Annotated in this window: 25 protein-coding genes; 10 read left to right on the forward strand and 15 right to left on the reverse strand. The window is 69.7% G+C overall.

Annotation, left to right across the window (positions count from 1 at the left end; genetic code table 11):
* The first annotated feature begins 84 nt into the window (after nucleotides 1–84).
* Entirely contained in the window at nucleotides 85–1224 is a 1140-nt protein-coding gene (locus ND747_RS02300) for an epoxide hydrolase family protein (protein WP_251731338.1), read from the forward strand.
* 181 nt (nucleotides 1225–1405) lie between these two features.
* Here ND747_RS02300 and ND747_RS02305 read toward each other — a convergent pair whose 3' ends face one another.
* The 3 genes from ND747_RS02305 to ND747_RS02315 all read right to left on the reverse strand — a co-directional run bounded on the left by ND747_RS02305 (nucleotide 1406) and on the right by ND747_RS02315 (nucleotide 5228).
* Complete coding sequence (locus tag ND747_RS02305; RefSeq protein WP_285899857.1) at nucleotides 1406–2569, reverse strand: hypothetical protein; 1164 nt, start codon at nucleotides 2567–2569, stop codon at nucleotides 1406–1408.
* 65 nt (nucleotides 2570–2634) lie between these two features.
* Nucleotides 2635–3810, reverse strand: a complete 1176-nt coding sequence (locus ND747_RS02310; protein ID WP_374216127.1) for an SPFH domain-containing protein — start codon at nucleotides 3808–3810, stop codon at nucleotides 2635–2637.
* A 170-nt stretch (nucleotides 3811–3980) separates the two neighbouring features.
* Nucleotides 3981–5228 carry an epoxide hydrolase family protein gene (locus ND747_RS02315; protein WP_251731343.1) on the reverse strand — a complete coding sequence of 416 codons (1248 nt, stop codon included), beginning with the start codon at nucleotides 5226–5228 and terminating at the stop codon, nucleotides 3981–3983.
* Nucleotides 5229–5333: 105 nt separating this feature from the next.
* Between ND747_RS02315 and ND747_RS02320 the strand changes: the two genes are divergently transcribed.
* Nucleotides 5334–5933, forward strand: a complete 600-nt coding sequence (locus ND747_RS02320; protein ID WP_251731344.1) for a CGNR zinc finger domain-containing protein — start codon at nucleotides 5334–5336, stop codon at nucleotides 5931–5933.
* Nucleotides 5934–6018: 85 nt separating this feature from the next.
* On the opposite strand, the gene ND747_RS02325 is transcribed toward ND747_RS02320, so the two are convergent.
* Complete coding sequence (locus tag ND747_RS02325; RefSeq protein ID WP_251731346.1) at nucleotides 6019–6900, reverse strand: NmrA family NAD(P)-binding protein; 882 nt, start codon at nucleotides 6898–6900, stop codon at nucleotides 6019–6021.
* Between the two features lie 185 nt (nucleotides 6901–7085).
* On the opposite strand from ND747_RS02325, the gene ND747_RS02330 reads away from it, so the two are divergent.
* Nucleotides 7086–8078, forward strand: a complete 993-nt coding sequence (locus ND747_RS02330; RefSeq protein ID WP_251731349.1) for a GlxA family transcriptional regulator — start codon at nucleotides 7086–7088, stop codon at nucleotides 8076–8078.
* Here the strand turns inward: ND747_RS02330 and ND747_RS02335 are convergent, their stop codons facing one another.
* Entirely contained in the window at nucleotides 8079–8708 is a 630-nt protein-coding gene (locus ND747_RS02335; protein WP_251731350.1) for a TetR/AcrR family transcriptional regulator, read from the reverse strand. It abuts the gene before it with no gap.
* A gap of 90 nt (nucleotides 8709–8798) precedes the next feature.
* Between ND747_RS02335 and ND747_RS02340 the strand changes: the two genes are divergently transcribed.
* Complete coding sequence (locus ND747_RS02340; protein ID WP_251731352.1) at nucleotides 8799–9857, forward strand: aldo/keto reductase; 1059 nt, start codon at nucleotides 8799–8801, stop codon at nucleotides 9855–9857.
* Here the strand turns inward: ND747_RS02340 and ND747_RS02345 are convergent.
* Nucleotides 9850–10296 carry a hypothetical protein gene (locus ND747_RS02345; RefSeq protein WP_251731354.1) on the reverse strand — a complete coding sequence of 149 codons (447 nt, stop codon included), beginning with the start codon at nucleotides 10294–10296 and terminating at the stop codon, nucleotides 9850–9852. The genes ND747_RS02340 and ND747_RS02345 overlap by 8 nt on opposite strands.
* A 312-nt stretch (nucleotides 10297–10608) precedes the next feature.
* On the opposite strand from ND747_RS02345, the gene ND747_RS02350 reads away from it, so the two are divergent.
* Entirely contained in the window at nucleotides 10609–11451 is an 843-nt protein-coding gene (locus ND747_RS02350) for an SDR family NAD(P)-dependent oxidoreductase (protein WP_251731356.1), read from the forward strand.
* A 13-nt stretch (nucleotides 11452–11464) separates the two neighbouring features.
* On the opposite strand, the gene ND747_RS02355 is transcribed toward ND747_RS02350, so the two are convergent.
* Entirely contained in the window at nucleotides 11465–12130 is a 666-nt protein-coding gene (locus ND747_RS02355; RefSeq protein ID WP_251731358.1) for an NADPH-dependent F420 reductase, read from the reverse strand.
* Nucleotides 12131–12253: 123 nt separating this feature from the next.
* On the opposite strand from ND747_RS02355, the gene ND747_RS02360 reads away from it, so the two are divergent.
* Both ND747_RS02360 and rph read left to right on the forward strand, forming a co-directional pair.
* On the forward strand, nucleotides 12254–12640 hold the full coding sequence (locus tag ND747_RS02360) for a helix-turn-helix domain-containing protein (protein ID WP_251731360.1): 387 nt from the start codon (nucleotides 12254–12256) through the stop codon (nucleotides 12638–12640).
* Between the two features lie 171 nt (nucleotides 12641–12811).
* Nucleotides 12812–15469: a rifamycin-inactivating phosphotransferase gene (gene rph, locus ND747_RS02365; RefSeq protein ID WP_374216125.1), complete on the forward strand. Its 2658-nt coding sequence runs from the start codon at nucleotides 12812–12814 to the stop codon at nucleotides 15467–15469.
* A 105-nt stretch (nucleotides 15470–15574) separates the two neighbouring features.
* Here the strand turns inward: rph and ND747_RS02370 are convergent, their stop codons facing one another.
* The 4 genes from ND747_RS02370 to ND747_RS02385 form a co-directional block, all read right to left on the reverse strand.
* Nucleotides 15575–16111 (reverse strand): hypothetical protein, encoded by a 537-nt coding sequence (locus ND747_RS02370; RefSeq protein ID WP_251731364.1) that lies wholly within the window; start codon nucleotides 16109–16111, stop codon nucleotides 15575–15577.
* Nucleotides 16112–16193: 82 nt separating this feature from the next.
* Entirely contained in the window at nucleotides 16194–17036 is an 843-nt protein-coding gene (locus tag ND747_RS02375) for a DUF2182 domain-containing protein (protein ID WP_251731365.1), read from the reverse strand.
* Nucleotides 17033–18568, reverse strand: a complete 1536-nt coding sequence (locus ND747_RS02380) for a tyrosinase family protein (protein WP_251731367.1) — start codon at nucleotides 18566–18568, stop codon at nucleotides 17033–17035. The genes ND747_RS02375 and ND747_RS02380 overlap by 4 nt, the downstream gene beginning before the upstream one ends.
* A 795-nt stretch (nucleotides 18569–19363) precedes the next feature.
* A complete protein-coding gene (locus tag ND747_RS02385; RefSeq protein ID WP_251731368.1) occupies nucleotides 19364–19810 on the reverse strand; it encodes a group II truncated hemoglobin in 447 nt (148 codons plus the stop codon).
* A gap of 165 nt (nucleotides 19811–19975) precedes the next feature.
* Here ND747_RS02385 and ND747_RS02390 point away from each other — a divergent pair, with 165 nt between their 5' ends.
* Nucleotides 19976–20875: a LysR family transcriptional regulator gene (locus ND747_RS02390; RefSeq protein WP_251731371.1), complete on the forward strand. Its 900-nt coding sequence runs from the start codon at nucleotides 19976–19978 to the stop codon at nucleotides 20873–20875.
* 35 nt (nucleotides 20876–20910) lie between these two features.
* On the opposite strand, the gene ND747_RS02395 is transcribed toward ND747_RS02390, so the two are convergent.
* Nucleotides 20911–21888 (reverse strand): hypothetical protein, encoded by a 978-nt coding sequence (locus ND747_RS02395; protein WP_251731373.1) that lies wholly within the window; start codon nucleotides 21886–21888, stop codon nucleotides 20911–20913.
* A gap of 251 nt (nucleotides 21889–22139) precedes the next feature.
* Here ND747_RS02395 and ND747_RS02400 point away from each other — a divergent pair, with 251 nt between their 5' ends.
* Nucleotides 22140–22577 carry a MarR family winged helix-turn-helix transcriptional regulator gene (locus ND747_RS02400; protein ID WP_251731375.1) on the forward strand — a complete coding sequence of 146 codons (438 nt, stop codon included), beginning with the start codon at nucleotides 22140–22142 and terminating at the stop codon, nucleotides 22575–22577.
* Here ND747_RS02400 and ND747_RS02405 read toward each other — a convergent pair.
* Nucleotides 22552–23403 (reverse strand): helix-turn-helix domain-containing protein, encoded by an 852-nt coding sequence (locus tag ND747_RS02405; RefSeq protein ID WP_251731377.1) that lies wholly within the window; start codon nucleotides 23401–23403, stop codon nucleotides 22552–22554. The two genes, ND747_RS02400 and ND747_RS02405, sit on opposite strands and share 26 nt — an antisense overlap.
* On the opposite strand from ND747_RS02405, the gene ND747_RS02410 reads away from it, so the two are divergent.
* Nucleotides 23402–24214, forward strand: coding sequence for a dienelactone hydrolase family protein (locus tag ND747_RS02410; RefSeq protein ID WP_251731378.1), 813 nt, complete (start codon nucleotides 23402–23404; stop codon nucleotides 24212–24214). The two genes, ND747_RS02405 and ND747_RS02410, sit on opposite strands and share 2 nt — an antisense overlap.
* Before the next feature lie 97 nt (nucleotides 24215–24311).
* On the opposite strand, the gene ND747_RS02415 is transcribed toward ND747_RS02410, so the two are convergent.
* Together ND747_RS02415 and ND747_RS02420 are read right to left on the reverse strand one after the other, a co-directional pair.
* Entirely contained in the window at nucleotides 24312–24920 is a 609-nt protein-coding gene (locus tag ND747_RS02415; RefSeq protein WP_251731380.1) for a TetR/AcrR family transcriptional regulator, read from the reverse strand.
* On the reverse strand, nucleotides 24921–25876 hold a 956-nt coding region (locus tag ND747_RS02420; protein ID WP_285899850.1), incomplete at its 5' end, for an MFS transporter.

A 25876-nucleotide genomic window follows, 5' to 3' on the forward strand; every position in this document is an offset into this window, starting at 1 on the left:
ACAGTCTAGGCCGCCCGCGACCTTGTGTTGGGAGCCCTAACGACTTATCGTTCGCCTCACTAACGTTAGGGAGGCGAACATATTATGATCGAACCGTTCCGGATCGCCGTGCCGCAGTCCGACCTCGACGATCTGCACACCCGCCTGGACCGCACCCGCTGGCCGCACGAGCTGTCGGACGTGGGCGACACGTTCGGCCTGCCGCTGGCCCGCGTCCGCGAACTCGCCGACCGCTGGCGACACGGCTACGACTGGCGGACGGCCGAGGCCGAACTGAACAGCCATCCACAGTTCGTCACCGAGATCGACGGTCAGCCCGTCCACTTCCTGCATGTGCGCAGCCCACGGCCGGACGCGCTCCCGCTGCTGCTCACCCACGGCTGGCCCGGGTCGATCGTGGAGTTCCTCGACGTGCTCGGGCCGCTGTCCGCCGACTTTCACCTCGTCGTCCCGTCCATCCCCGGGTGGGGCTTCTCCGGGCCGACCCGTGCGCGCGGCTGGGATGTCGATCGGGTCGCGCGAGCGTTCGCCGAGCTCATGCGTCGGCTGGGCTACGACCGGTACGGGGCGCACGGCGGCGACTGGGGCGCGGCGGTGTCCCGGGCGCTGTCCCAGCACGACGTCGAGCACGTCGTCGCCATCCATCTCACCTACCTGCCGACCCCACCGCAGCCCGGCGATCCCGACCGGGCCCAGCTGTCGACGCAGGACCAGGGCCGGCTCGCCGGGATCGAGTCCTACCAGCGCCACCAGCCGGCCGTCCGGTCGTTCAACGCCACCCGGCCGCAGACCCCGGCCTACGCCCTGACCGACTCACCCGTCGGCCTGCTCGCCTGGCTGCTCGACCCGATGACGATGTGGGCCGCCGTGGACTTCCCGATCAGCCCTGACCGGGTGCTCACCAACGTCACCCTGCTCTGGCTCACCGGCACCGGTGGGACGGTTGCCCGCCTGCACCGGGAGTCCGGCGGCCCGGCCTCGTGGCGGACGGTGCAGCCGGTCGGCGTCCTCGTGCTGCCCGAGGACATTACCCTGCCCGTCCGCCAACTCGCCGAGCGGCGCCTGCCGATCGTCCACTGGACCGAGGCCGACCGCGGCGGCCATTTCCCCGGCCTGGAAGTCCCCGACCTGCTCGTCGCGGACCTCCGAGCCTTCTTCTCCAGCGTGTCCGCGTCCGCCTCCGCGTCCGCCTCCGCATCCACCTCCGCGTCCGTCGATGGCTGATTCACCAGGAAGGCCATGCCACGTCCCCTCATGTGGAGGGTTCTTCAAGGAATCAGGCCCTGAAAACCCGAACAACCCTCCACATGCGACCAGCCAGTCCGGCCCGGGATGCTGGATCCGGTCGCCATCCCCGGGGTCAGGCCGGCCGGACGGACGGGTCTGTCGGCCGGAGTAACTGCTGTCACCGGCCGGTGAAGGCGGTGGCGTCGGCGGGGCTGCCCGAGCCGGTGCCGCGGGTGGCGATGATGACATAGGTGACGATGGCGATGACGATGAGGGCGGCGAGTACCGCGAGGGCGATCTTCGCCCTGCTCCACGGCCGTTCGCCGTGTACCTCGCCGGTGCGGCCGTTGACCAGTACCTGCCAGGTCCGCCCGGCGTGGATGTAGGTGGCGATCCACACCGGGAGCAGCATCAGCTTGAAGGTGACGTCGAGGTGGCGGGTGTCGACCGAGGTGACCTGCTGTTCGTCGCCGCCGATGTCGCGCCGGCAGTCCTCGGCGATGACGGGAGCCATCCGGTTGCGCGCCTCGGTGAAACCGGCCTCCGGCTCGACGTCATAACGCAGCGCGAAATGACCGGCGAGAAACTCCGGCTGGTACGGCGCGGATTCCGGCAACGGCCACGGCGCGAGGTCGTCAAGCTGTTTTCCGGGCAGGACGGTGCTGGCGGGCACCAGCACGTCGTCGAAGTCGCGGGCGACCGTGCCGTGCGCCGGGTACCAGCGGGTGCGCTGCACCTGCCGGGTCTGCTGGTTGCCGTCGCCGTCGGTGTAGGTCTCGGTGACGTAGTAGTGCACGCCGCGCTGGCCGTCGTACTGCGACCGGGTCCGCGAATCGTACGTCCAGTGCGGCAGATAGGTGCTTTTCATCGACTCGGTCTCGGTGACCTTTTTCAGTGCCGAGGGCGCGAACCACCGCGACGACGTCCAGCCGCGTACCGCCGTGCGCACGGCGGCGCGGTCGAGGGCGAACGGCAGCACCCCCTCGGGCACGATCTGCCCCGAGGCCGCCGGGTCGATCACCAGCGGCGCCCCGCAGAACTGGCAGACGCTCGCCGTCTCGTTCGTCTCGGTGCGGGCCGCGCAGCGCTGGCAGACGAACACGTACGCGCCGATGCTGCCGACCGGCTTGCGGGGCAGTGCGGCCAGATCGGTGTACGCGATCTCGCGGATCTGGCGGGCGGGTGCGGCGATCTGTTGCCGGAACCCGCAGTACGGGCAGCGCAGGCTCGACTCGCCCGGGGCGAACTCGAGCCGCGCCCCGCAGCCACCGCACGGATAGGTCGTCGCCGCGGCCGGCGTCTGCTGATGCTGGTCGGCCGGTGTGGACGGTGGGCCGGCCATCGGACCGGGCTGGTCGGTCACCGGGGCACCTCCGACGGTTGGTTCGTCGTTTGACCGCATCGCCGTCAGCTCTGCGGCGGCAGCGGCGGCGGGACGCTGGCCAACAGCGGCGCCACCTCCGCCACCTGGCCCGCCGGTGTCCACTGCGCCATGCCGGCCTTCCAGACCAGCGTGTCATGACGGACATCGCCGCCGGCGACCCGGGCGGCGAGCTGGGTGCGGTCGAACGGCCCGAGCTGCTGGCCGTTGACGCCGACGAACCACTGCTCGGCGGTCGGCAGCGGCGGTGGTGACCCGGGTGGCCCGGCCGAGGGAGCGGGTGGCTGGCTCTGGGGCTGTGGGGCGGCCGGTGGCTGCCCGTACTGCTGCTGACCACCGGTGGGACCGGTACCGCCGGTGGCCCCCGCGGCGCGCTGACCCAGGGCCATCCCGAGGCCGATGCCGAGGCCCTCGCCGGCTCCACCCTGGTTGCGGGCGGCGGCCTCGATGGCCTGCGCGGTCTGGAACTGGGTGTACTGGTCGAGGTTGCCGACGATGCCCATCTGGCTGCGCCGGTCGATCGCGGCCTCGACCTCGGGTGGCAGCGAGATGTTCTCGATGACGAAGGTCGGGATCGCCAGTCCCACCGGGGCCAGTTCCTTGCTCAGCGCCGCGGCCAGCGCGTTCCCGATCGTGCCCTGCTGGGTGGCGAGGTCGAGCATCGGCACGCCCGCCGTCGCCAGCGCCGTCCCGAGCCGCCCGACGATGAGCTGGCGCAGGTACTCGGCCACCTCCTCGGTGCGAAACTGCGGGTCGGTGCCGGCGAGCTCGCGCAGCAGCGCGGGCGGGTCGACCACCCGCATCGCGAACGCGCCGAACGCGCGCAGCCGGACCATGCCGAACTCCCGGTCCCGGACGATGACCGGATTCTGCGTGCCCCACTTCAGCTCGGTGAACTGCCGGGTGCTGACGAAGTACACCTCGGCCTTGAACGGCGAGTCGAAGCCGTACTTCCAGCCCTTGAGGGTGGACAGGATCGGCATGTTCTGGGTCTTGAGGGTGTACATCCCGGGGGTGAACGAGTCGGCGACCTGACCCTCGTTGACGAACACCGCCGCCTGGGACTCCCGGACGGTGAGCTTGGCGCCCATCTTGATCTCGTTCTCGTAGCGCGGGAAGCGCCAGACGATCGTGTCGCGGCTGTCATCGGTCCACTCGATGATGTCGATGAACTCGCCGCGGATCCGGTCGAAGATGCCCACCCGTACCGTCGCCTCCCCGTCGTACCGCCGCGCCGCGCCGCCAGCCGCCGGGGGCGGTGCCGTCCCTGCAGCCACGACGGAGCCTACGACCTCGGTACGCCTGCCGCGGGAGAGCATCCCGAACCGGGCATCCCGGACCGGGACATCCCGAAGGAGGGCCGAGCGCGGCGTCAGGCCGACCGGCCGGCGCGTTCCGTCTGCCAGACGAACTCGGCCAGGTCCGTCGCGAAGATGTCGGGGACCTCGAGGGCGGGGAAATGCCCACCGCGGGGTGGCTCGGTGTAGCGGACCAGGTGGCGTGAGCGGGCGACGAAGCTCGTCGGCGGACTCACGACCCGCGGGTCGGGAAAGGCGGCGAAGGCGCAGGGGACCTCGATGACTCGGCCGGGTGGCAGCGTGATCGGACCGGTGAAGAACTCCGCATAGGCCACCAGGGAGCTCGCAACGCTGTCCGAGACGAGATAGATCATGATTTCGGTGATGATGTCGTCCGGGCTCAGCGCGGGCACACCGCCGGTGGCACCCCGATCGCTCCACAGGTGAAACTTCTCCAGGACCCAGGCGGTGAAGCCGGCCGGGCTGTCCGCCAGCGCCGGCGCAAGCGTGAACGGCGCCGTCAGCTGGAGCAGGAAATATGCGCCCAGCGGGCCGGAGTTGAGGTCACGTTCCCGCTGGACGAACGCGGCCTCCTCGGCGGAGGGATCCTCGATACCGGTCAGGCCGCTGCCCAGCGGCGCCCCGTCGTGGCGGACGCCGAGCAGCGTGGTGTGCAGGCCGGCACAGTGGTCCGGATGGTCGAACGCCATCCACTCGGCGATCGGTGCGCCCTGATCCCCACCATGGACGTAGTACCTCTTCTCCCCGAGGACCTCGGTCAACAGCCGGTGGAACAGCTGCCCGGCTGCCCGTAGGCCGAGCGGGGCGGGCGCGAGCGTGGAGAAACCGTAGCCGGGCAGCGACGGAACAATGACGGTCAGCCCGTCCTCGGGGTCACCGCCGAAAAGCTCCGGGTGGGCGAGCCGCCGGATCACAGCGCGAAACGTCGCGAACGAACTCGGCCAACCATGCAGCAACAGCACCGTCGCCGGGGCGCTGCCGGAGCCGGGCTCCCGCAGAAAGTGCAGCTCGACACCGTCGATGAGGCCGGTGTACTGGGCGAAGGCATTGAGATCACGTTCGTGCTGGCGCCAGTCGTAGGTGGTGAGCCAGTGCTGCGTGAGTGCCTCAAGAGCCGCCGGATCGGTGCCAAGGAGCCATCCGGGTCGCTGTCCGGCCCGTGGTGACAGGGCTGCCGGCCCGACCTCGGTGAGGCGTCGGCGGATCTGCTCCAGAGCGCTGTCCGGTGTCTCGAGCCGGAACCGCGTCAGCTGTCGGGTCAGCCGGTCTGGTTCCTGCCCTGCTGGTGCTGGTGTTGGCATCCCGGTCCTTCCGTCTGGCGATCCACCGACCGCCGCCGTCCAGGTCGACACCACTTATAGCATTTAATGGTGTCGAACGTCGCGGCCTGGTTCACTGGTGGGGACATGGATCCGATGGAGGCCTGGTCGTCGCACTACGGTGCGCCGCGAGCGCTGCATGTGCTGGGGGCGTTCCTCAACTCCGTGGACGAGCGGAGCTTCGGTGCCCACCGCCCGCACGAGGAGCTCACGGAGCCGGCGGCGCTGGGCCGCTGGCTGGTGGCGCACGGCCTCCTGCCGGCTGCCGCGACCGAGACCGTGACCGTGACCGACGCCGCGTTCGCGGATGCGCTGCGCCTGCGCGCGGCGTTGCGGGCGGCTGCCGCGGCCAACCAGCCGGGCACGCAGCCGGCGGTGGAGACCGTCGAGCTGGGGGAAGCGGCCGACCGTCTCGCGCTGTGGGCCCGGCCGGGTCCCCGCGGCGTCGACCTCGAACCCGCCGATGGCAGTGAGATCACCCAGGCGCTGACGCGGCTCGTGATCGCCGCGGCCCTGGCCACGGCCGATGGCACCTGGCAGCGGGTGAAGATGTGCGCGGCGCCGGACTGCCGCGTCGTCTTCTACGACGTCTCCAGGCCCCGGACCGGGCGCTGGTGCGCAACCGCGGTCTGCGGCAACCGGACCAAGACCCGCCGTTACCGACAGCGCACCGCATCGCCATCCTGACCGAACTCGGCCCGCGGGAGCCTCCCACCGCATCGAACGTGATCCTGCGCCGGCATCGTCGTACCGGCGCAGGACGGCGGCGGCCTCAGCCCTCGGCAGGTGTGACGCGCTGGAACAGCGCGGCCAGGCGGGTCCGGCCCGTGGTGGACAGCCAGGTGTCGAACGTCTGGACCGCCGGATGCAGGGCACGGGTCAGGGCGAGGTCGGCGCCGTAACCGCCGGTGTCGTTCAGGAAGGCGGCGACCTCCGCGACGTCGGCGCTCAGCCCACGGACCGCCTCGATCGGGACCTGCGTGTAGCTGATGTCGTGCCCGGTGGCGACGCCGAGCGCCCGGGCCGTCTGCGCCGGCCGCAGGGCATCGCCCGCGATCGCGAGGGCGTGACCCTGGTAGTGCACGGGGTCGGCGAAGGCGAGCGCCACGAAGACGCCGATGTCGTCCACGGCGATCAGCTGCTCGGGGACATCCGGGGCGAACGGGGTGGCCAGGGTGCCGGTCTGCACGCCGAAGGCCGGGTCGGCGTAGTTCTCCATGAAGGAGACCGGCCGCAGAATCGTCGTCGGAACTCCCAGCCCGCCGAGGTGTTTCTCGATCGCCCGTTTGCTGGCGAACGCCCGGCCGCCGCCACCGCGCTCGACTCCGGCCACCGAGGCGTAGACCAGATGCCGGACGCCGGCCGCCGCCGCGGCGTCGCCGACATTGCGGCCCCGTCGAACCTCGTCGTCGAAGGCGACCGGCGGGCTGCCCAGGGCGCCCTGCTGCACGCTGAACACCCCGTAGGCACCGTCGGCCGCGGCCGAAAGAGACGAGCGATCATCCAGGTCGCCGGCCACCACCTGCGCGCCGGCCGCGGCGAGGCGCCGCGCGGCGGTCCCCGCGGGATCACGGGTCAGCGCCCGGACCTGCCATCCGTCGGCAAGCAGCCGGGCGGCAGCGGCCCCGCCCTGCTGGCCGGTGGCTCCCGTCACCAGGATCACCCGTGGGGTTCGCTGTGACGCGGTCGCGTTTTCGCCGGTCGTCCGGGCCGGGTCGGTTGTCGTCCTGTCATCGTCATGCACGGGAACGAGACTTCCGGACCGGATGGGAACTGTCCGTTGGCCCGACAGCCACCTTCCGTGGCATTCGGGCCAATCTTGGGGTCATGATCGAAGGCATGAGCTTCCACCGCGTCGTGGCGTACGCCGCACCGGGCGTCACCGCACTTGGACTTGGGATCGTCAACGCCGTCTTCGGGCCCCGCCCTGATGATCCTGGCTTCGATCTCGCGATCTGTGCCCACCAGCCCGGCCCGCTGCTGACCGATCTCGGCCTGGCACTGCGGGTGGACCACGGTCTTGACCTGCTGACCACGGCCGATCTGGTCATCGTCCTACCGGCGGTCGACTATCACGTGGCGGCTTCGCACCCGGTGCTGCCCAGGCTGCGTGCGGCCCATGAGCGTGGCGCGATCATGGCCGCCCATTGTGTCGGCACGTTCGCGCTGGCGGCGGCCGGCCTTCTCAGCGGCCTGCGAGTGACCACCCACTGGCAGTTCGCCGACGAACTCGCCGACCGCCATCCCGAGGTGAGGGTCGAGCCGGAAGCGCTCTACCTCGACGAGGGTTCGATCGTTACCGGAGCGGGCGCTGCGGCGGGCATGGACATGTGCCTGCACCTCGTCCGCCGCGACCACGGCGCCGGACGCGCGAACATGATCGCCCGCGGCCTGGTGGTCGCGCCGCACCGCGACGGCGGGCAGGCCCAGTACATCAGCGCACCGGTGCCCTCGACCAGCGCAGACGAACGCCTGGCGGCGGTGCTCGCCTGGGCCCGGGCCCATCTGGACCGCGAGCTGTCGCTCGACATCCTCGCCGCCCGAGCCCTGACCAGCCGCCGTTCCTTCGTACGCCACTTCAGATCCGCCACCGGCACCTCGCCGCATGCCTGGCTGCGTGATCAGCGGCTGGCTCTCGCGGAGGAACTGTTGGAGACGACCGACCTGTCCGTCGAGCAGATCGCCACCCGGGTCGGCTACCGCAACGCGGCCGTGCTGCGGGAACAGTTCGTCCGGCGTCGCGGAGTGTCACCCCGGGCCTATCGGCGCACCTTCGCCGGCTCCGCGCGCAGGGCCCGTCCCGGCAACGACCTGGCGGACCCGCCGCGGTGATCAGACGGAGCTGTCGGTGTGCCCGGCCAGGAACACGCCGGCACGGGCGGCGGCCGCGGCGGCCTTGGCGGCTCGGTCGGCCGCGGCTTCGTCCGGTAGCTCCCCGTGGGTCAGCAGGCGGTAGTAGAGCGGGGCGGAGACGGCGCGGATGACCTCGCGCGGATCGGTTCCCGCCGGCACGTCGCCACGATCGATCGCCTGAGCCACGCACGGCGCCCATTCGGTCACCCGGGAGTCGTAGAACTGGCGCAGGGCCCGCGCGGTGGGCTCGTCCCAGGTTGCGGCAGCGATCACCGCGGTGAACAGGGCGCCCTGGCGGGGGTCGCGGAGGGTTCGCCGGACGAGGTCGGCATTGGCCCGCAGATCCCCGAGCAGATCGCCGGTCTCGGTGTGTGGCACGGACTCCTGCGCCAGCTCGATCAGCAGATCGGCCATCAGTGCGGCGATCGACCCCCACCGCCGGTAGACGGTGGTCTTGCCGACGCCGGCGCGGCGCGCCACATCGGCCAGGTCCAGCTGGGCGAAACCGCGCTCGGCCAGGGCGTCTCCGGCTGCCCGCAGCACGCTGGCCCGCACCCGCGCGGTGCGTCCGCCAGGTCGGATGGTTCCCGACCCGCTGCCCTCGCCCACAGTAATGGTTCTCCAGTTCCGTTAGCTCTTCGGTCGGTGGTACGGTGAGCCTCGATGTTAACGGAACCAGGGAACCGTTAGGTGGTTGCGGTGGAGTATCGACGGCTGGGAGCATCCGGGCTGCTGGTTCCGGCGCTGAGCTTCGGCGCCGGCACGTTCGGCGGTCACGGTCCGCTGTTCGGCGCCTGGGGCACCACAGATGTCGACCAGGCGCGGCGCCTGGTCGACATCTGCCTGGACGCGGGCGTCGCCATGTTCGACACCGCCGACGTCTACTCCGACGGCGCCTCCGAGCGGGTGCTCGGCGCGGCCATCAAGGGCCGACGGGACCAGGTGCTCGTTTCCACCAAGGCGAGTCTGCCCACCGGCGACGGCCCGAACGACGCGGGTTCGTCGCGCACCCGGCTGATCACCGCGTGTGACGCTGCCCTGCGCCGGCTTGACACCGACTACCTCGACCTCTTCCAGCTGCACGCCTTCGACGCCGGTACGCCGATCGAGGAGGTGCTGTCCACCCTGAACGACCTGGTGCGGGCCGGCAAGATTCGGTATCTCGGGGTGTCCAACTTCGCCGGCTGGCAGCTCATGAAATCTCTCGGCATCGCCGAGAAAAACGGGTATCCGCGCTATGTCGCACACCAGGTCTACTACTCGCTGGTCGGTCGCGACTACGAGTGGGAGCTGCTGCCGCTGGGTCTTGACCAGGGTGTCGGCGCGATCGTCTGGAGCCCGCTGGGCTGGGGCCGACTGACCGGGCGAATTCGTCGTGGTCAGCCGCTGCCCGCCGGCAGTCGCCTGCACGCCACCGCCGACTTCGGACCGCCGGTGGACGACGAGTACCTGTTCACCGTGGTCGACGTGCTCGACGAGATCGCCGCGGAAACCGGCCGGGCCGTGCCGCAGATCGCGCTCAACTGGCTGCTGTCGCGACCGACGGTCGCCTCCGTCATCATCGGCGCCCGGGACGAGGCGCAGCTGCGCCAGAACCTCGGCGCCGTCGGCTGGTCACTGACCACGCAACAACGGACCCGGCTGGACGCGGCCAGCGCCCGCACCGTCCCGTACCCGTACTTCCCGTACTACCGGCAGGAGGGCTTTGCCCGGCTGAACCCGCCACTGGTCCAAGCTTCGGGCCGAAATTCTACCTAATGGTGTAAGTCATGTCTCCGGTGAGGTAGAACTGTCTCGACGGTACTGCTGTGAAGCGAGATATGCCGTTGCGTTCAATGAGGTGTGGGACGGCGTCGAAGCATCTTCTGATCCGAAAGGTCTCCCCCTTGATGATGGATCCTGCTGGCATCCCCACGGCAAAGGTTCGGTCGCTGTTGTGCCACTGGCGACTGCCTTTTGATGTGCGAGCGTAAATGCGGAAGGCGTAACCGATCAGGGGTACTGCATGCTCCCAGGCGAACTGGTCGCCGGCCCGAACGAATCCCCATCCGATCGACAGGTCCGACTCGGGGTAGCAGATGGCAAAATAAGCGTTCTTCTCTGATCTGTTCACGATCGAGAAACTTTTTGGTCGACCTTTGTTTACGTACTCGGCAATCTTGAGAGTGAGTGTCCCGGCGGCAAGCTCAATGGCCATGGTCGTGTTCCCCCGTCCAGCCCAACCGTGTCATCCTGTCGGCATGATATGTCAGGAACAGTACGGCCATGTGTACGTCTGAACGATCAGGGAGGTGTACCAGCTTCACACCCGTTACGGCTACGGCAGGTTGCCGTTTCTCCGCCACGACAACATCATCGGTTGTGGGTCGGGTCGCTCCCGGCCGAGCGCCCAACGGTGGGCGATCTCTCTGGTCGGCCCCGTCGTACGCTGAACATCGCGGTGGTAGATGCCAGATGGGGCACAGCGTCTTCCCGGGCGTTGCACCTCGGAGGACGGAGGATCCGGCACATGGCTACGGCGGTAATCACTGGTGGCACTGACGGCATCGGCAGGGCACTTGCCGATGAGTACCTCCGCCACGGGTTCGAAGTGCTCGTCATCGGCCGTGACGAGCGCAAGGGCAGAGCATTCACCGACGCCGGCGAACGAGCGCGGTTCGTCAGTGCCGACCTGAGCAGTGTGGCGGAGAACCGCCGCCTGGCCGAGCACATCGCCGGGCAGTACCCATCCCTTGATGTTCTGGTGCTCGGTGCGCGATATCACCGGTCGAACCGTGTGCTGACCGCGGACGGGTTCGAGAGCAGCTTCGCGCTGTTCTACCTGAGCAGGTTCCTGCTCAGCCATGGCCTGGTCGGCCCGCTGGGTCGCGCCGAGAAACCGGTCGTACTCAACTTCGGGGGCGCCGGGCAGACCGGGCCGGTCCGCTGGGACGATCTCCAACTGGAACACGGATATCACGGTGTCAGGGCGATGGGTCATGCCGGCCGGCTCAACGACCTGCTCGGTGTCGACTTCGCGGACACCTACGCCGACACCGGCATCCGGTATGTGCTGAACCACCCGGGCGTGGTCGTCACGAGCTTCGCTGGGGAGTACGACCCGGTGACCGCCGAGCAGGTCGATCACCTGCGGATCACCGGAAAGCCGGTCGCGACCGCCGTCGCGCAGATCCTTCCGTTCCTCGGTGCGACCGGCGAGGGCCAGAACGGCGAGGCCCAGGGCGGCCTGACCGCCGTCCTGGAAGGTCACCGCGTGCCGCTGGAGCCGGGGGTGTGGAACCTCGGCGAGGCCCGCCGCCTGCGCGACCTGACTCGCGACCTGCTGGCCCAGGCAGATCGTCGACTGGCCTGAATGTCGGTGCCGGTCAGGCGGACACCGTTCCCGTGGGGACGTGGGGAACGGCCGAAGCGGGATCAACACCGGCGAACGCCAGCCCGATGACGAAGCCCGCGACCTCCTCGAGCTGACGTGCCCGGTTCAGCGGCCCCAGCACGGCCGGTATACCGCCGACGTCCCGAATCAGATCGCTGGTGACCCGCAACGCGGCTGCGTCATCGCCACAGATCGCCACAGTCGGCGCTGGTGCCGGTGCCGGCGCCTTGCCGGCGGAAACGCGTGTCCACTGGTCGGCCGCGAAAAGATGAAATGCCTTCACGACGTGGGCACCGGGCGCGGCTGCGGCGATCCGGCTGGCCGCCGAGCTGCCGTCCTCGGGTAGCAGGACGCCGACACCGTGCTCGACCGCGTTCGTCGGATCGATCAACGGCGTACCCGCGAGCGTGCCCTCGGCGGCGCCGGCGAGCTGGAGAACGTCCTCGACGCCGGCCCACAACACGGCGAGCAGAACCGCGTCGCGTTCGGTGACGGCCTCCCGCGGGCTGCCCGCCCGGGTCGTCCCGCCCAGACGTTCGGCGAGCGCGTCAGCCCTGGCCCGTGAGCGCCCGCCGATCACCAGTTCGTGCCCGGCCCGAGCCCAGCCTCGACCGAGGCCCTCGGCCAGAGTTCCCGTTCCCAGAATCCCGATGCGCATGGTTCTCCTGCTCCGTCGTCTCCGTGCCCGTGCCGACCGTTCGAGGCCGACAGTTTCGGAACCAACGGTAGGAAGACCGTTACGCACCAGTCGGTGCGTGCGAGGCCTGCGACCATGGCAGGGATGAGCGAGTCCGAACCGCACTGCGAGGCGCTGGTCGCCGACTGCCGGCTCCGGGCCGCGACCGACCTGTTCGCCCACACCTGGGACCCGGTCGTGCTGGCCGCGCTGCGACCGGGCCCCCGCCGGCGCCGCGAGCTGCGGGCTGCCATCGGCGGTCTCAGCGACAAGGTCCTGACCGAGACGCTGCGCCGACTGTGCGCACGAGGCCTGGTGGACCGACGTGCCTTCGCGCAGGCCCCACCGCGGGTCGAGTACGCACTGACCCCGCTGGGGCGCAGCCTCGTCGAAGGCCCGATGCAGGCGCTCGGCGCCTGGATCCTCGAACACGGCGACGCGCTGCTCATGGCCGAAGAGAACGGGATGGAACCCGGATCCACGGGGAGCTGAACCAGCCCGGCGGCGCGGCGCGCTGTGCGGCGAGATCAATGGCGAGATCGGCGAGCGAGGTCGATCAGGATTGCAGTGAAATCCCACTCCCCGCCACTTCCAACATATAGCAGGCGGGGGGGCTTGCCGCAAGACCCGGGTCGTGCTGCAGAATCGCCGGCTGGACCAGGAATGGACGAGGGAACCCGGCTCGGAGGTATCGCGTTGAGCGAGCGGCATGTGTTCTCTCTGCAGGAGATCGACGAGACGCAGGCAGCGATCGTCGGCGGCAAGGGCGCGCATCTGGGGGCGCTGTCGCGGGTCGAGGGCATCCGAGTGCCGGCCGGCTTCTGCGTGACGACGGGGGCGTTTCGGCGGATCGTGGCGAAAGTACCTTCGATCGACGATCGGCTCGATCGACTGTCGCGGCTGGACCCGGACGACCGGGCGGCGATCCGCACGCTCAGCGCGCAACTGCGCCGGACCATCGAAGAGACCGCCATCTCGGATGATGTCGTGGCGGCGATCACTCAGGCTCTCGCCCGGCTCGGCGCGCAGGCTGCCTACGCAGTCCGATCCAGCGCGACGGCAGAGGACCTGCCGACGGCGTCCTTCGCCGGCCAGCAGGACACGTACCTCAACGTCATGGGGCCGCAGGCAATCCTGCGGCACGTCAGCCGGGCCTGGGCGTCGCTGTTCACCGAACGGGCCGTGATCTACCGTCAGCGCAACGACATCGACCACCGCGCGGTCCACATGGCGGTGATCGTGCAGCGGATGGTGTTCCCGCGGGCGGCCGGCATGCTGTTCACTGCCGACCCCGTCACGTCCAACCGGAAGGTCGCCGCCGTGGAGGCGGGTTTCGGCCTCGGCGAGGCTCTGGTCGCCGGTCTGGTGAATCCGGATGTCTTTCAGGTGCGCGACGGCGAGATCATCGCCAGGGCCATCGCCGCCAGGCCGCGGGCGGTTCACGCCTCGCCGGCGGGCGGGACGCGGACGATCGATCCGGAGCACCAGGAGCAGCCGGCTCTCACCGATGAGCAGGTTGTGCGGCTCGTGCGGCTCGGCCGGCGAATCGAGGCCCACTTCGGCTGCCCCCAGGACATCGAATGGTGCCTGGACGACGACGGATTCCAGATCGTGCAGAGTAGGCCGATCACCACGCTGTTCCCCATCCCCGAGGCCGGCGACGGGGAAAACCGCGTCTACCTCTCCGTCGGCCATCAGCAGATGATGACCGACGCGATGAAACCACTGGGGCTTTCCTTCTGGCAGCTGACGACCCCCGCGCCCGTGGCCGAGGCCGGTGGCCGCCTGTTCGTCGACGTCACCCGAAGGCTGGCCGAGCCGACGAGCCGCGCCGCCCTGCTGGAACTCATCGGGCGATCCGATCCGCTGACCGGGGACGCGCTGCAGACCATCCTCGCGCGTGACGGCTTCGTCCGGCCGGCCCCGCGCGACGTTTCCGCCAGGCCACTGGCTGGTGGTGTGCCAGACCCGATCGAGACCGATCCGGCCGTCGTCACCGAACTGATCGAGCGCAGCGAGGCGTCCGTCGCCGCCGTGGAACGCGACATCCAGGCGAAGTCCGGCGAAGCGCTGCTCGACTTCATCCGGACGGACATCCAGGAGCTCAGGCGGATCCTGTTCGATCCGCGCAGCCACCAGGTGTTCATGTCGGCGATGGAGGCCACCTGGTGGCTCAACGAGCGGCTGGAGGCGTGGCTGGGCGAGAAGAACGCGGCGGACGCGCTCACGCAGTCCGTGCCCCACAACGTCACCTCGGAGATGGGGCTGGCACTGCTCGACGTCGCCGACGCGATCCGCCCACATCCGGACGTGGTGAAACGTCTGCAGCACCTTGCGGACGATGGTTTCGAGGACGGAGGTTTCCAGACCGGGTCCGGTTTCCTGGACGAACTTTCCGGGCTCGAGGGCGGGCAGGCGGCACGAGACGCCATGGATGCCTGGCTCGACCAATACGGTATGCGCTGCGTCGGCGAGATCGACATCACGCGACCGCGGTGGCGTGAACGCCCCGCCGCACTGGTGCCTCTGATTCTCGGCAACATCAGGAACTTCGAGCCGGGGGAGAGCCGACGGCGCTTCAAGCGGGGCTGGCAGGAAGCCTGGGGGAAGGAACAGGAGCTGCTGGAGCGCCTGCGCGCCGGGCCGGACGGGGAGTACCGGGCCGAGGAGACGAAACGGATGATCGACCGGGTTCGGACGTTCATCGGATACCGGGAGTATCCGAAGTACGGAATGATCAGCCGTTACTTCGTGTACAAGCGGGCCCTGATGCGGGAGGCCGAGCGCCTCGTGCAGGCCCGGGTGCTTCGTGCGCGGGAGGACATCTTCTACCTCACGTTCGGGGAACTTCACGATGTCGTACGCACCAGTCGGGTCGATGACCAGCTCATCGACCGGCGCAGGGACGCGTTCCGGTCGTACCAGGCGCTCACGCCGCCCCGGGTGCTCACGTCCGACGGAGAAGGCGTCGTCGGGGCATACCGGCGCGACGACGTACCGGCCGGCGCGCTGATCGGACTACCGGTCTCCGCCGGGACGGTCGAAGGTCGGGCCCGCGTCATCCTGGACCTGGCCCGAGCCGTCCTCGAACCGGGCGACATCCTCGTCACCGCCCACACGGACCCCAGCTGGACGCCCCTGTTTGTCGCCATCGCAGGCCTGGTGACGGAGGTCGGTGGCGTGATGACCCACGGCTCGGTGATCGCCCGGGAATACGGGCTGCCGGCCGTCGTCGGTGTGGTGGATGCCACCCGACTGATGTCCGACGGGCAGCGGATCCGCGTGCACGGGACCGAGGGGTACGTCGAGATTCTGCCCTGACCTGTCATACCGAGAACATCTGTGCGTGTGCTGTTTCGCATAGGCGTCGAGCGCATCAGGGATGGCGGTGCCGTTGTGCTCGGCCAGGTACGGGTCGGGTTCGGCTCAGTCGGGTTTCTCCTCGTTCATGACGGCAAGCCGTTCGTAGGCAGTGGCGAGTGTCGGCACGCTCCACTCGATGCGCTCCTCGTCGGTGGTGGCCGGATCAACCTGATACAGGGTCCAGCTCCCCTTGTCATCACCGACGTACTGGGTACCGAAGCGCTGTGGCAGTCCTTTCCGCATGAGCCAACGGTCCATGGCAGCCGCCGCGAGCCAGCGGGCACCGGGATGGCCGGCGTCGGCTGCCTTCCGGGCCAGCTCGAAGCCCAGGTGGTTGTGCTCCGGAAGGTGGCCGTGCTGGAAGATCATCGCTGCATGGTGGAAATCGGCGGCGGTGCGAACCTGGCCGGTCTCCAACAGGCTCATGACGGCGATTCGGCGCTGCCGGTCCCGGTCGGCGACGTCGGGCGGCAGCTCCCGGTCACGACGATCGTTCTGGTCGGCCTCGAAGAACTCACGTAGTCGTGGGTTCGCCCCATCCGGGAGCGGTGCTGGAAGTCGAAGAAGCAGCTCCGGAAGGTTGAAGATCTCGGTGGACATGGCTCGATTCTGACCCACGCCGTCACCAGAAACAGGGCCCATGCGTCGCCGCGGTTCGGTGCTGGGCCAGGACTGGAGGATGTCAACCGGGTTTCACGACGGTGGAGACAACGCGGACGGCCGTGACCGGCAGGCGTGGGCACCAGGCCGGGGGCGCCGGTGGGTCGAAGGACTCGGCCCAGAGATAGAGCGTGACGACCGCCATCGCGGCCAGATGCCAGCGGTCGAACAGCAGCGGCACCATCATGAGTGCCCAGCAGGATCCGAGGCACCACAGCGCGTGCGTACCGCCGAACCGCAGGGCGTCGCGGTCCGCGGGGCGGCCGAAGGCGGCGATGAGCGGCTGCACATGGTGCCGGTTGAGACAGCGCTGTTTGAGTGGCGAGAGCTGCCAGAGCGCCGCCGCAGCGATGGCGGACCCGATCGCGACAGCGCCGCTGCCCGCGCCCGCCCGGACCGCTGCCGCAAGCCCGAACAGCACCAGCCCACCCGCCGTCCAGACTGCCACGTAGGCGGCCACCAGCAGGGTCAGCGTTCGCCGGCGCCGGCTGGGCAGACTGCGCGCGTGCACGTGACGCAGGACCGGAACGAGCAGCGGAGCCATCATGGCGGTCAGCATGAAGGGCCATCCGAGCAGGAACATCTGTAGCGATCCGGTCGACAGTGATCCGTTGGATGGTGATCCGGTTCCAGCGCCCGGCAGCATGCCTGACATGCCTGGCATGCCAGGCATGTCGTTCGTGTGCTGCATGGTGTGCAACTGCCGCGCGCCGTGCAGGTGATGCCCCGACGTTGCCGGCAGCAGGTGGACGGCCAGGGTGGCCGCCCACGCCAACGCCGTGACGACCAGAACCGGGGTTCGGAGCCGGCGACGGTGGCGGGCCTCGGGTGTCGGCTGGGAGCGCATCGCCCGGGGCCGGGTCAACGGCCGCTGCGGAAGATGCTGATCCGGCCGACGCTGACGTCCGCCTCGGGCGCGACCGGGCCGATCGGCACGATCCGGACCGGCAACGTGTCGACGTCGAACGAGCTGTCCAGGTGGAGCTGGTCGACGATCTGCGTGATCTCCAGGACGAAAGTGAGGCCCTGACCGGCATGTTCCTGGTCTGGGGCGCTTGCCTTGCGCAGGCCGAACGGCGCGATGCTGCCGGCGAGCCGGTCAGGGAAGGCGGCTGGGTCCTGATCGTCGGGCACACCGACGTAGACGTCGAAGGCGGCCCGGTCCGACTGCCCACGGATGTTCTCGAGGTTGAGGAACACCTGCTCCGGCGCCGCTGCGGGACTGCCCACGGCGCGCAGCGCGGGGGCGAGCCGCGCGGTGACCTTGCGGCGCATGCCCGCATCGAGCCGGACGTGGCTGCGTATGTCGCTGCCCTGGATCGGTACCGGCCCGGGGGAGGTGCCGACCAGTTCGACGTGGGTGTCCTCCGGCACGGGTCGCGCTCCTTCCAGCCGGGCGGCGATCTCGGGACGCGCCAGCCGTTCCCGTGGCTCGGCGGGCGGTGCCGCAGCGATCGCCGACGGCAGATCGGTGTAGGTGTACCCAAGCGTTACCAGGTCGGTCACCTCGCCCGGAGTAAAGGTCCAGGTGCTGCCGTCGGGTTTCGGCATGGCGAAGGCCCGCTGGCCGCGTCCGGCCGGGCCGGCGGCCCAGCGGGCGCCGGTGGGATTGCGATGGGATGGCGTGGCCCGGTTCCAGGACTCCCACAGCCGGTCGATGTTGGCGTGGTGCAGCCAGAAGACCGGGTCGAGACCGGCGGTATCGGGCACCGTCATGACCCCCGGCAGGACCCCGTTGTCGCCGCCCACCAGAACGTGCACCATGTTGTGCGGCTGACTTTCGAGGGCGCCGGGGATCCGCCCGGAATGTGAGAAGCCCGTATCGACGCCACCGAAACCCGGGCTGGCGCCGTTCGACACCCCGGTGAAGGCCCGCTCGTTCATCGCCCGCAGGTTCACGTTGTTGAGTGGCACGAAAACCTTGCCGTCGCCCGCCGGACCGTATCGGGCCGGTACGAACAGCGGGTTGGTACCTCCGTCCGGCCAGTCGGGCCGGGCGAACGCGGGTGGGAGGGCGTTCTGGCCGGGCTTGAAGTAGTCCCAGTACGGCAGGGCCCAGTCGGCCGGCCCCCCGAGCCTGACGATCTCGGCCCGAACGACCTGTTCGAAGGCGAGCAGGTACCCGCGGTGCCACGGCAGAAAATTCCAGCTGCCGTGCTGGCACTGAGCCCAGAACCGCCGACGCAGCGCGTCGCTCGGCAGCCGGTCGGACGCACCGAGATAGCCGAGCTGCCGCCACAGCTGCCGGTCGAACCCGTGGATTCCGGCGTAGAAACGCCAGCTCGTGGGCTCGGAGAGCGGCCGCTCCCGCATCGCGGCCACGCCGCGGGCGTACCACAGGATCGGCTCAGCCCATTCGCCGCCAAGTTCCCATACATTGGGCCGGGTATATGTCACTTCATCCTCGCAGGTGAAGATTTTGGTGGGACTTCGGTGGGGCTTTGGTGGGGCACGGCATCGATGGGTTACGAAGTTTTCGGTCCTTCGGTCGGGCGTGCAAACGAGCCCGCCTCCAAAGAATTGGCGCGAACGCTACCACGGAGGGTGCGTGCCGTCGCCCTGCCGGTGTCCGTTCGCCAGTCATGTTTCCGACACGGCCTCGGGTCCGCACCGTGCGCCGCCAGGTGGTTTTCCTGCTTGGCAGCAGAGGCCGTGGGTGAAAGCCCATCGCCCTCGTTGGAAGGGGTCGAAGGCAATCCGATGAAGCGACGTAACCTGCATCGGAACGTCCGTCGAGTGCAAGGGTGCGCGGGGTGCCCAGATCCGTTGTCGGGGCTGGCTGACGATCTGCCCAAGAGTCCGCGGCCGCAAGCGTCGCAGAGCAGGCACCCACAGAGCAGGCACCGGAAATCCGGATCGATGTGGAGGCCACCCGCTGCGGCGAGGCCGCCGGCATCGACACACTCCGGACCGACCTCACGCCCGACGAGGCGACCGCCCGGATCCAGGCCAATGCCACGAAGGATTCCGTCGAGCTCGAGACTACGATGAGTTCGTCAGGATCCTGACCAGTACCGACCCCGATCCCGACCGGTACTCAAGGGAGTTCCACGAGCGACTGGACGCGCTCGGCCTGGTGGACGCGGACGATTTCGACCCGGATTCGTGCGGCCTCCGGACCGTGAACGCAGGCCTGTCCGCCGGCAGCTAGCCGCGCCCATCGGCAGGGAGTTCCGGACCCGGGTCTTCCGTTCAGTCGTCCGGGCTCCACTGCCAGTGGGGCACCTCGCGGATCGGGTGCAGGTCGGCGTCGGTGACGGCCCAGGAGTTCTGCTGGGCGACCTGCGCGCCGAACTCGATGTGCTCGCGCACCGCCGCGCGGAACGGGACGTCGTCGGGCAGGCCGGCCTCGTCGAGGGCCAGCAGGTAGGCCTCGACGAACCGGCCGCGCTGCTCATCGGTGATCTGAAGATGCCGGTGGACGTCGATCAGGTACTGAAAACCGGTTTCCTGGCTGAAGCGGTCGGGGCCGCCGAACGACTCCGCGGTGAACGAGGTGAGCCGGTCGACGTGGGTCGGCACACGCTCGGGGAAGAGCGTGCTCAGTACCGGATCGGCGAGTGCCTTCGCGTAGAACAGCTCCTCGAGCCGGTGCAGGGCGTCTTCACCGCCGGCGTGCTCGTAAAGCGTCTCGGCCATGGCGTCGGCTCCCCTCGGTCGACAGGCACTGTCCGCGCATCCGCTGCGTGAAACGCTAGGGCGATGCCCGAGACAGGGGAAACAGAAGTTTTCGGTGGTCCCACAGCCGCCGTCGGTCGATCGGCGGCACGGTCGGTACCACCGTTCGTACCGCCGTCCGTCTCGGTGCGGTTCGACCTTCGTCAGCTCGCCTACTTCGTGGCGGTGGCCGAGGAACTGAACTTCACCCGCGCGGCGCGGCGCCTCAACGTGGCCCAGCAGTCGCTGAGCAGCGCGATCGCGCGGCTCGAGGCACACGTCGGGTTCGACCTGTTCGAGCGCTCCTCCCGCACGGTGGCGCTGACCGAGCGTGGGTCCAGCTGGCTGCCCTATGCCCGTGACCTGCTCGCCGTCGCACAGCGGTGCGCGAACGCCGCGCACGACCTCGCCGCCGGCGACGGCGCCAGCCTGCGTGTCGGGCTGGCCGCCACCGCGGCGGTCGAGATCACGCCGAGGCTGCTGCAGGTCCATGCCGAACGGCACCCCGGTGTCCGGGTCGTCACGAGGCACTACGGCCTCGAGGATCCGACCGGTGGGCTGCGCACCCACCGCAGCGACGTTGCCATCGTGCGGCCACCGTTCACCAGCACAGGGCTGGAGCTGGCGGTGGTGGCCACCGAACCGAGGTTCGTGGCTCTCTGGGCCGGTCATCCGCTCGCGACCAGGCAACATGTCGAGTTCGAGGAGATCGCCGACCTGCCGTGGATCGACGTCGTCTCCGCGGACCCCGTCTGGTGCGCGTTCTGGCGGGTGAACGAGCGGCGCAGCGGACCGGTGCGGTTCGGCGCGCAGGGGCACACCCTGGATGATCTGCTCGACGCGGCCCGCGCCGGCCGGGCCGTCGGTCTGGTCCCCGCCTCGATCGCCCGCGCGCAGCGCTGGCCCGGCCTGGTGTTCGTCGAGGTCACGGACATCCCGGGTTCGGACGTCGCCATCGCCTGGAACACGACCGCTCCCCTGCCCGCACCGGCCCGTGCCTTCATCGACCTCGCCACGACGCTCGCCGCCGGCCAGCCACCCGGCTGATCGGCGTCAGCGACAGCCGGGCTGCTGGATCGCCGTCATGCGCCTGCTCGCGGTGCCAGCGCGCGGCGGTCGAGCTGGGCGACCAGCAGATTCGGGTCGGTACGGGTGAAGAACGCGCTGTTGGAGACGTAGACGGTGTCGCCGCGCAGCTGGACGTGGGTGGGATTGGACAGTCCGTCAGCCGCGGTCAGGACCACCTGTGGCTGGCTACCGGGGCGGATCAGGACGACCTGGTTCACCGCGATCAGGGGAGCGAGGATCGTGTCGTCCGGGCCGAACACGGTGAAGTTGTCCACCCCGCCCGCGGCTAGGCCGCTCACCACCGTCTGGATCGGCCCGGCCGATCCAGACGGGCCGATCGGGATCTTCACGATCGTGCCCCGGTCGGTGTTGCTGACCCAGACGTGACCGCGGTGGACGGTGATCCCGTTGGCGCCGAACAGCTGACTGCGGGTCAGCTCGGGGCCGCTGGCCCAGACCCTGGGCGTGCCGCCGGTCGTGCGTACCCGCCAGACCACGCCGAGAGCCGAGTCCGCGACATAAAGCTCACCGGTCTGCTCGTCCAGGGTGAGGCCGTTGGGAAAGGCCTGTGCGGGCAGGTGGGCGATCTGTTCCGGCGCGCCGCCGCGCCGGATCCGCCACACGCCCGAGTCGGCGTTGCCGGTGCAGTTGAGCACATAGACCGTGCCGTCGTGCCCGCGGGCGATACCGGAGCTGTAGGAGCCCTGCAGGATCGGGCAGGCGCCGCTGCGGGGCAGCTGGCCGACCTGCTCCACGCTTCCGTCGCGGCGCACCCGCACGACCGAGCTCGCGTTGGCCAGCGAGATCAGCGCCGATCCGCTCGGTTCCAGCGCGATGCCCTCGGGGGACTGCCCCGCATTGACGTCGAAGTGCGCGACGATACGTGGGTCGGAGACCGGGGGTGTGGCCGCGGTGGCCCGGGTCGTGCTGCTGGCGAGCAGCGCGGCGCTCAGCATGGCGAGAACGCCGAGCGCGCGGAACCGTCTTCTCATCGGGTGTTCGTCTCCAGGATCTGGGTGGGGTCTTCTGGGCAGGGTTTTCCGGGCACGGCTGACGGCGGCGCGAGGTGGGTGGGGTGAGCGCCGTCCACGACACCGGATGCCGCACCGGGTGACCCGGCTCCGGCACGGCCCCCTTTCGGCCGGGATGATGGACCGCACCTCGTGGAGCCGGGTAATCTCGGCTGGCAAAGTATCTTGCGAGAACATATATCTTGGATGGACGAGATACAAGGGGGTGGGGCATGCCTGACGATCCGCCGCGCGGCGTGGTGCAGACGCAGATCTTCGACGCGGTGGTGCACATGATCGCGGGGGCGATCCTGCACAGCCACGAGGTCGCCGAGAAGATCGGTCTCGGTGCGAGCGACGCCCAGTTCCTCACGCTGCTGCAGGTGCACGGGCCGTTGACACCCGGCCGGCTCGCGGAGCTCAGCGGCCTGACCACCGGCACGGTCACCGGCGTGGTCGATCGGCTGGAGCGGGCCGGCTACGCCCGGCGGGACCGCTCGTCCGACGATCGCCGCAAGGTCGTGGTGTCCCGCGTCGAGGAGAAGGTGCAGCAGGACATGCGTCCCCTGTACGAGGGATACGGTCAGGACCTGCTCGACCTGCTCGGCCGCTATGACGACGATCAGCTCGCCGTCATAGCCGACTTCACGACCCGTCTCGCCCGCCAGTGAACCGTCCGTCGGTGCGTGCGGTGTGCGTGACCAGGGTCTGTTCCGGATGATCGGTGACACTCAACACGACGTGCGAGTACTCCGTCGGACCGAGACGTGGATGGCGGAGCCGCTTCACGCCGCTACCACCGATCGGCACCACGTCGTGGTTCGGCCACCACTGCCGGACCCGTGCGCTGGCGTGCAGGAGTTCGGCGATGAGCGCGGCGACGCTCGGCTCGTTCGTGTACGCCGCGGTGGCCAGCCGGAACCGTCCGAGCATCGCGCGCGCCTCGCGCTCCCAGTCCAGGTAGACGTGCCTGGCCTGCTCGTCGGTGAACATCCACCGCACCAGGTTCCGGTCCGCCGGTGGCCGCGCATCCCAGTCGGTGAACAGCTCACACGCCGCCGAGTTCGCGGCCAGCACATCCCAGCGGCGCCCCTTCACAAAGGTCGGATGAGGGTCCAGGCGTCGGACCAGATCGACGACGCCGACAGCCACCACCTCGCTCGGCGGCTCCGACCGCCCGTCGGGCGCGGGGCGCGGCCCGGCGCGGCCAGCCCGGCCGTAGGCCAGCACGTCCAGGTACTGACGTTCGGCGGCGTCCAGGCGTAGGGCGGTGGCAAGCGCGTCGAGAACCTGCGTGGACGGGCGGACCTGGCGCCCCTGCTCGAGGAACGCGTAGTAGGTGGGCGACAGGTTCGCGAGCAGGGCGACCTCCTCGCGGCGCAGGCCGGGCGTGCGCCGCCGTTCCCCCGGTGGGAGACCCACCGCCGCCGGGGTGAGCCGGGCCCGCCGGGAGCGGAGCAGTTCGCCCAACGCGGCCGGATCCCCATCAGGTCCCATGCGCCAGCAGCCTAGTCACGCCAGTACCAGTAAGGGCGTGCTGTGGTCGCGCATCCTCCGGAGACGAAGACTGCTCCCTATGGACGTTGTCAGGCAGTGGATTGAGATACCGGTGGAAGACGGCACCACGATGGCCGCGTACTGCGCCCGACCAGCCGGTGATTTTTCCCCGGTCGGTGTGATCGTGGCGCATGAACTGTTCGGTGTGAACCCCGGGATCCGTTCGGTGGTGGACGAGATCGCAGCCGCCGGGCATCTGGTGGTCGCGCCGGAGTTCTACCACCGTGACGCTGAAACGGGTCGGTATCTGTCCCGGGACGATGCCGGGCGCGACGAGGGTTTCGCCCTGTTGCACAGGATGTCCCGGGTGGGGGCGATCGCCGATGTGCGCGCAGCGGCCGCGGTGCTGCTGGAGCGGTACGAGGTCCGGGAGACCGCCATGGTCGGTTTCAGTGCCGGCGGCCACCTGGCCTATCTTGCCGCAGCCACGCTGCCGATTTCTCGCACCGCCGTCCTGTACGGCGGCTGGCTCCCGACCACCGACATTCCGCTCAGTCGCCCGGAGCCCACACTCGAGCTGACCCCGGGAATAAGAGGGGAGCTTCTTTTCCTCGTCGGAGAGCGCGATTTCCTGATCGACTCGGGCCAGCGAGACAAAATTTCCGCCGCCCTGCGTGCCGCGGGCGCCCGACACGAGATCGTCGCTTACCCGGAAGTTCAGCACGCATTTTTCTGGCCCGATACGCCTGCCTTCGACCAGGATGCCCGGGACGACGCCATGAAAAGGATTCTCGTACTGCTCTCCCGGTAGCCGTGAGCGGCGGGGCAGGGTCCGCCGGGGGGATGCGGACGGGGCAACCGGCCTCGTCCGTTCTCGTCGCTGGTGGTTCCGCGGCGGCTGGTCCCGGTCAGAGAATGCTGAATCCCTGTTGTAGCCGGGCCAGGGCATCGTCGATCGCGGCGGCCGGGTCCCGCTCGGGCGAGGACGGTGTGGACTGCCTGGCCGAGCGGAGCTGGGTGATCATCATGATGCCGATGATGGCGCCGCTGACCGCGATGACGTCCGGGTCGTCCGCCCCACGTCCGGCACGTGTCGCCACGGCTGCGGTGAACTCGTGTGCGGCGGAGGTGAGGTGGTCCAGGTGTGCCGCGCGGACTTCGGGTACAGCGGCGATGAGTGCGGTGCGGTGCTGCTCCAGGGCCCGCTGGTCGGGGCTCAGGGCGGCATAGCCGGCGCGCAGGGCCGCGCGGAAGGCGGTGATGACGCTTTCGTCCACCGGGCGGGCGCGGAAGTGGGCCAGCAGGTCGTAGTCGGCGGCGTCCCACAGCACCAGGTCGGGCTTGGTCGGGAAGTGCCGAAAGCAGGTTCGCGCCGCGACTCCGACCTCTTCGGCGATCATGCTGACCGTGGTCTCGGCATACCCTCGTTCGGCGAACAGCCGCAGTGCGGTCGACTGGATCGCCTGCCTGAGCGCGGTGGTCTGCGCCTGGTTCCAGGACGGCCGCTCGCGCGCCAACTACTCACTCTCCTCGACTACCCTCTGGACGATGCCGGCGGTCTCGACCAGCTCGACGTCATCGCCGGCGTCGCTGCCGGCGTCGCTGCCCGTGCCGGCGCCCTCCGGTCCGGCGGCGGTTGCCCGACGTGGGAACAGCACCAGCGCCAGAAGTGCCCCGGCGAACGCTATCGCAGCGCAGACCAGCAGGGCGGTGTCGATGCCGTCGACGAATGCCGAGCGGACGTCGGCCAGCAGGGCTGGTGAGTGCAGCTGGTGAGCCAGCGCGGTGCCGTCGAAGATCCCGCCGCGGATGGCATCCGTCTGAGCTGGGGTGAGGTCGGTCAGCGCCGGGGTGGTGTCGAGGCCGGCGCGGTAGCTGGCGAGTGCGGCGGTGCCGAGGATCGCGGCGCCGAACGGGCTGCCGGCATCCTGCAACGCCTGGATGAGAGCGGAGGCGACACCGGCCCGGGCGACGGGGATGTGCCCGAGGGCGGCGGCGGTCGCCGTCGCCAGGACCATGCCGAGGCCTGCACCGGTGACCGGGGTCCAGGTGAACAGGAACCCGAGGCCGCTGCTCGTGCTCGTCGTGGACCCGAGCGTCAGACCGGCGCCCAGCACCGCGAAACCGCCGACGAGAACCGCCTTGGCGCCGATCGCCCGCGCGAGTGGTTCGGCCCCGATCGCACCGACGGCGAGACCGCCGAGCAGCGGGAGCAGCCGCAGACCGGAGCCGATGGAATCCACGTCGAGCACCGCCTGGAAGTACTGCGGCAGGGTGAACACCACCCCGATCATCGCCAGCGAGCACAGGAAGGCCAGCACGGTTCCCCAGACGTATTCGGGGATACGGAACAGGCCGATGTCGACCAGCGGTTCCCGTACCCGAGCCGGCGCCCGCGCCCGCGCCCCCCCCCCCGGTCGTAGCCCGGGGCGGCGCCGGGGGAGTCGACCCGTCCTCGCCGGGGCGAGAAACC

The organism is Frankia sp. R82, from assembly GCF_023716925.1.
GTDB lineage: Bacteria > Actinomycetota > Actinomycetes > Frankiales > Frankiaceae > Frankia.

Excerpts from the sequence above, each read along its gene's own strand:
- ND747_RS02360 (WP_251731360.1), top strand. The coding sequence starts at position 12,254 with ATGAGCGAGTCCGAACCGCACTGCGAGGCGCTGGTCGCCGACTGCCGG.
- ND747_RS02315 (WP_251731343.1), bottom strand. The coding sequence starts at position 5,228 with ATGCCAACACCAGCACCAGCAGGGCAGGAACCAGACCGGCTGACCCGA.
- ND747_RS02300 (WP_251731338.1), top strand. The coding sequence starts at position 85 with ATGATCGAACCGTTCCGGATCGCCGTGCCGCAGTCCGACCTCGACGAT.
- rph (WP_374216125.1), top strand. The coding sequence starts at position 12,812 with ATGGACGAGGGAACCCGGCTCGGAGGTATCGCGTTGAGCGAGCGGCAT.
- ND747_RS02395 (WP_251731373.1), bottom strand. The coding sequence starts at position 21,888 with ATGAGAAGACGGTTCCGCGCGCTCGGCGTTCTCGCCATGCTGAGCGCC.
- ND747_RS02330 (WP_251731349.1), top strand. The coding sequence starts at position 7,086 with ATGAGCTTCCACCGCGTCGTGGCGTACGCCGCACCGGGCGTCACCGCA.
- ND747_RS02410 (WP_251731378.1), top strand. The coding sequence starts at position 23,402 with ATGCGCCAGCAGCCTAGTCACGCCAGTACCAGTAAGGGCGTGCTGTGG.
- ND747_RS02355 (WP_251731358.1), bottom strand. The coding sequence starts at position 12,130 with ATGCGCATCGGGATTCTGGGAACGGGAACTCTGGCCGAGGGCCTCGGT.
- ND747_RS02320 (WP_251731344.1), top strand. The coding sequence starts at position 5,334 with ATGGATCCGATGGAGGCCTGGTCGTCGCACTACGGTGCGCCGCGAGCG.
- ND747_RS02345 (WP_251731354.1), bottom strand. The coding sequence starts at position 10,296 with ATGGCCATTGAGCTTGCCGCCGGGACACTCACTCTCAAGATTGCCGAG.
- ND747_RS02350 (WP_251731356.1), top strand. The coding sequence starts at position 10,609 with ATGGCTACGGCGGTAATCACTGGTGGCACTGACGGCATCGGCAGGGCA.
- ND747_RS02385 (WP_251731368.1), bottom strand. The coding sequence starts at position 19,810 with ATGGCCGAGACGCTTTACGAGCACGCCGGCGGTGAAGACGCCCTGCAC.
- ND747_RS02370 (WP_251731364.1), bottom strand. The coding sequence starts at position 16,111 with ATGTCCACCGAGATCTTCAACCTTCCGGAGCTGCTTCTTCGACTTCCA.
- ND747_RS02405 (WP_251731377.1), bottom strand. The coding sequence starts at position 23,403 with ATGGGACCTGATGGGGATCCGGCCGCGTTGGGCGAACTGCTCCGCTCC.
- ND747_RS02400 (WP_251731375.1), top strand. The coding sequence starts at position 22,140 with ATGCCTGACGATCCGCCGCGCGGCGTGGTGCAGACGCAGATCTTCGAC.
- ND747_RS02305 (WP_285899857.1), bottom strand. The coding sequence starts at position 2,569 with ATGGCCGGCCCACCGTCCACACCGGCCGACCAGCATCAGCAGACGCCG.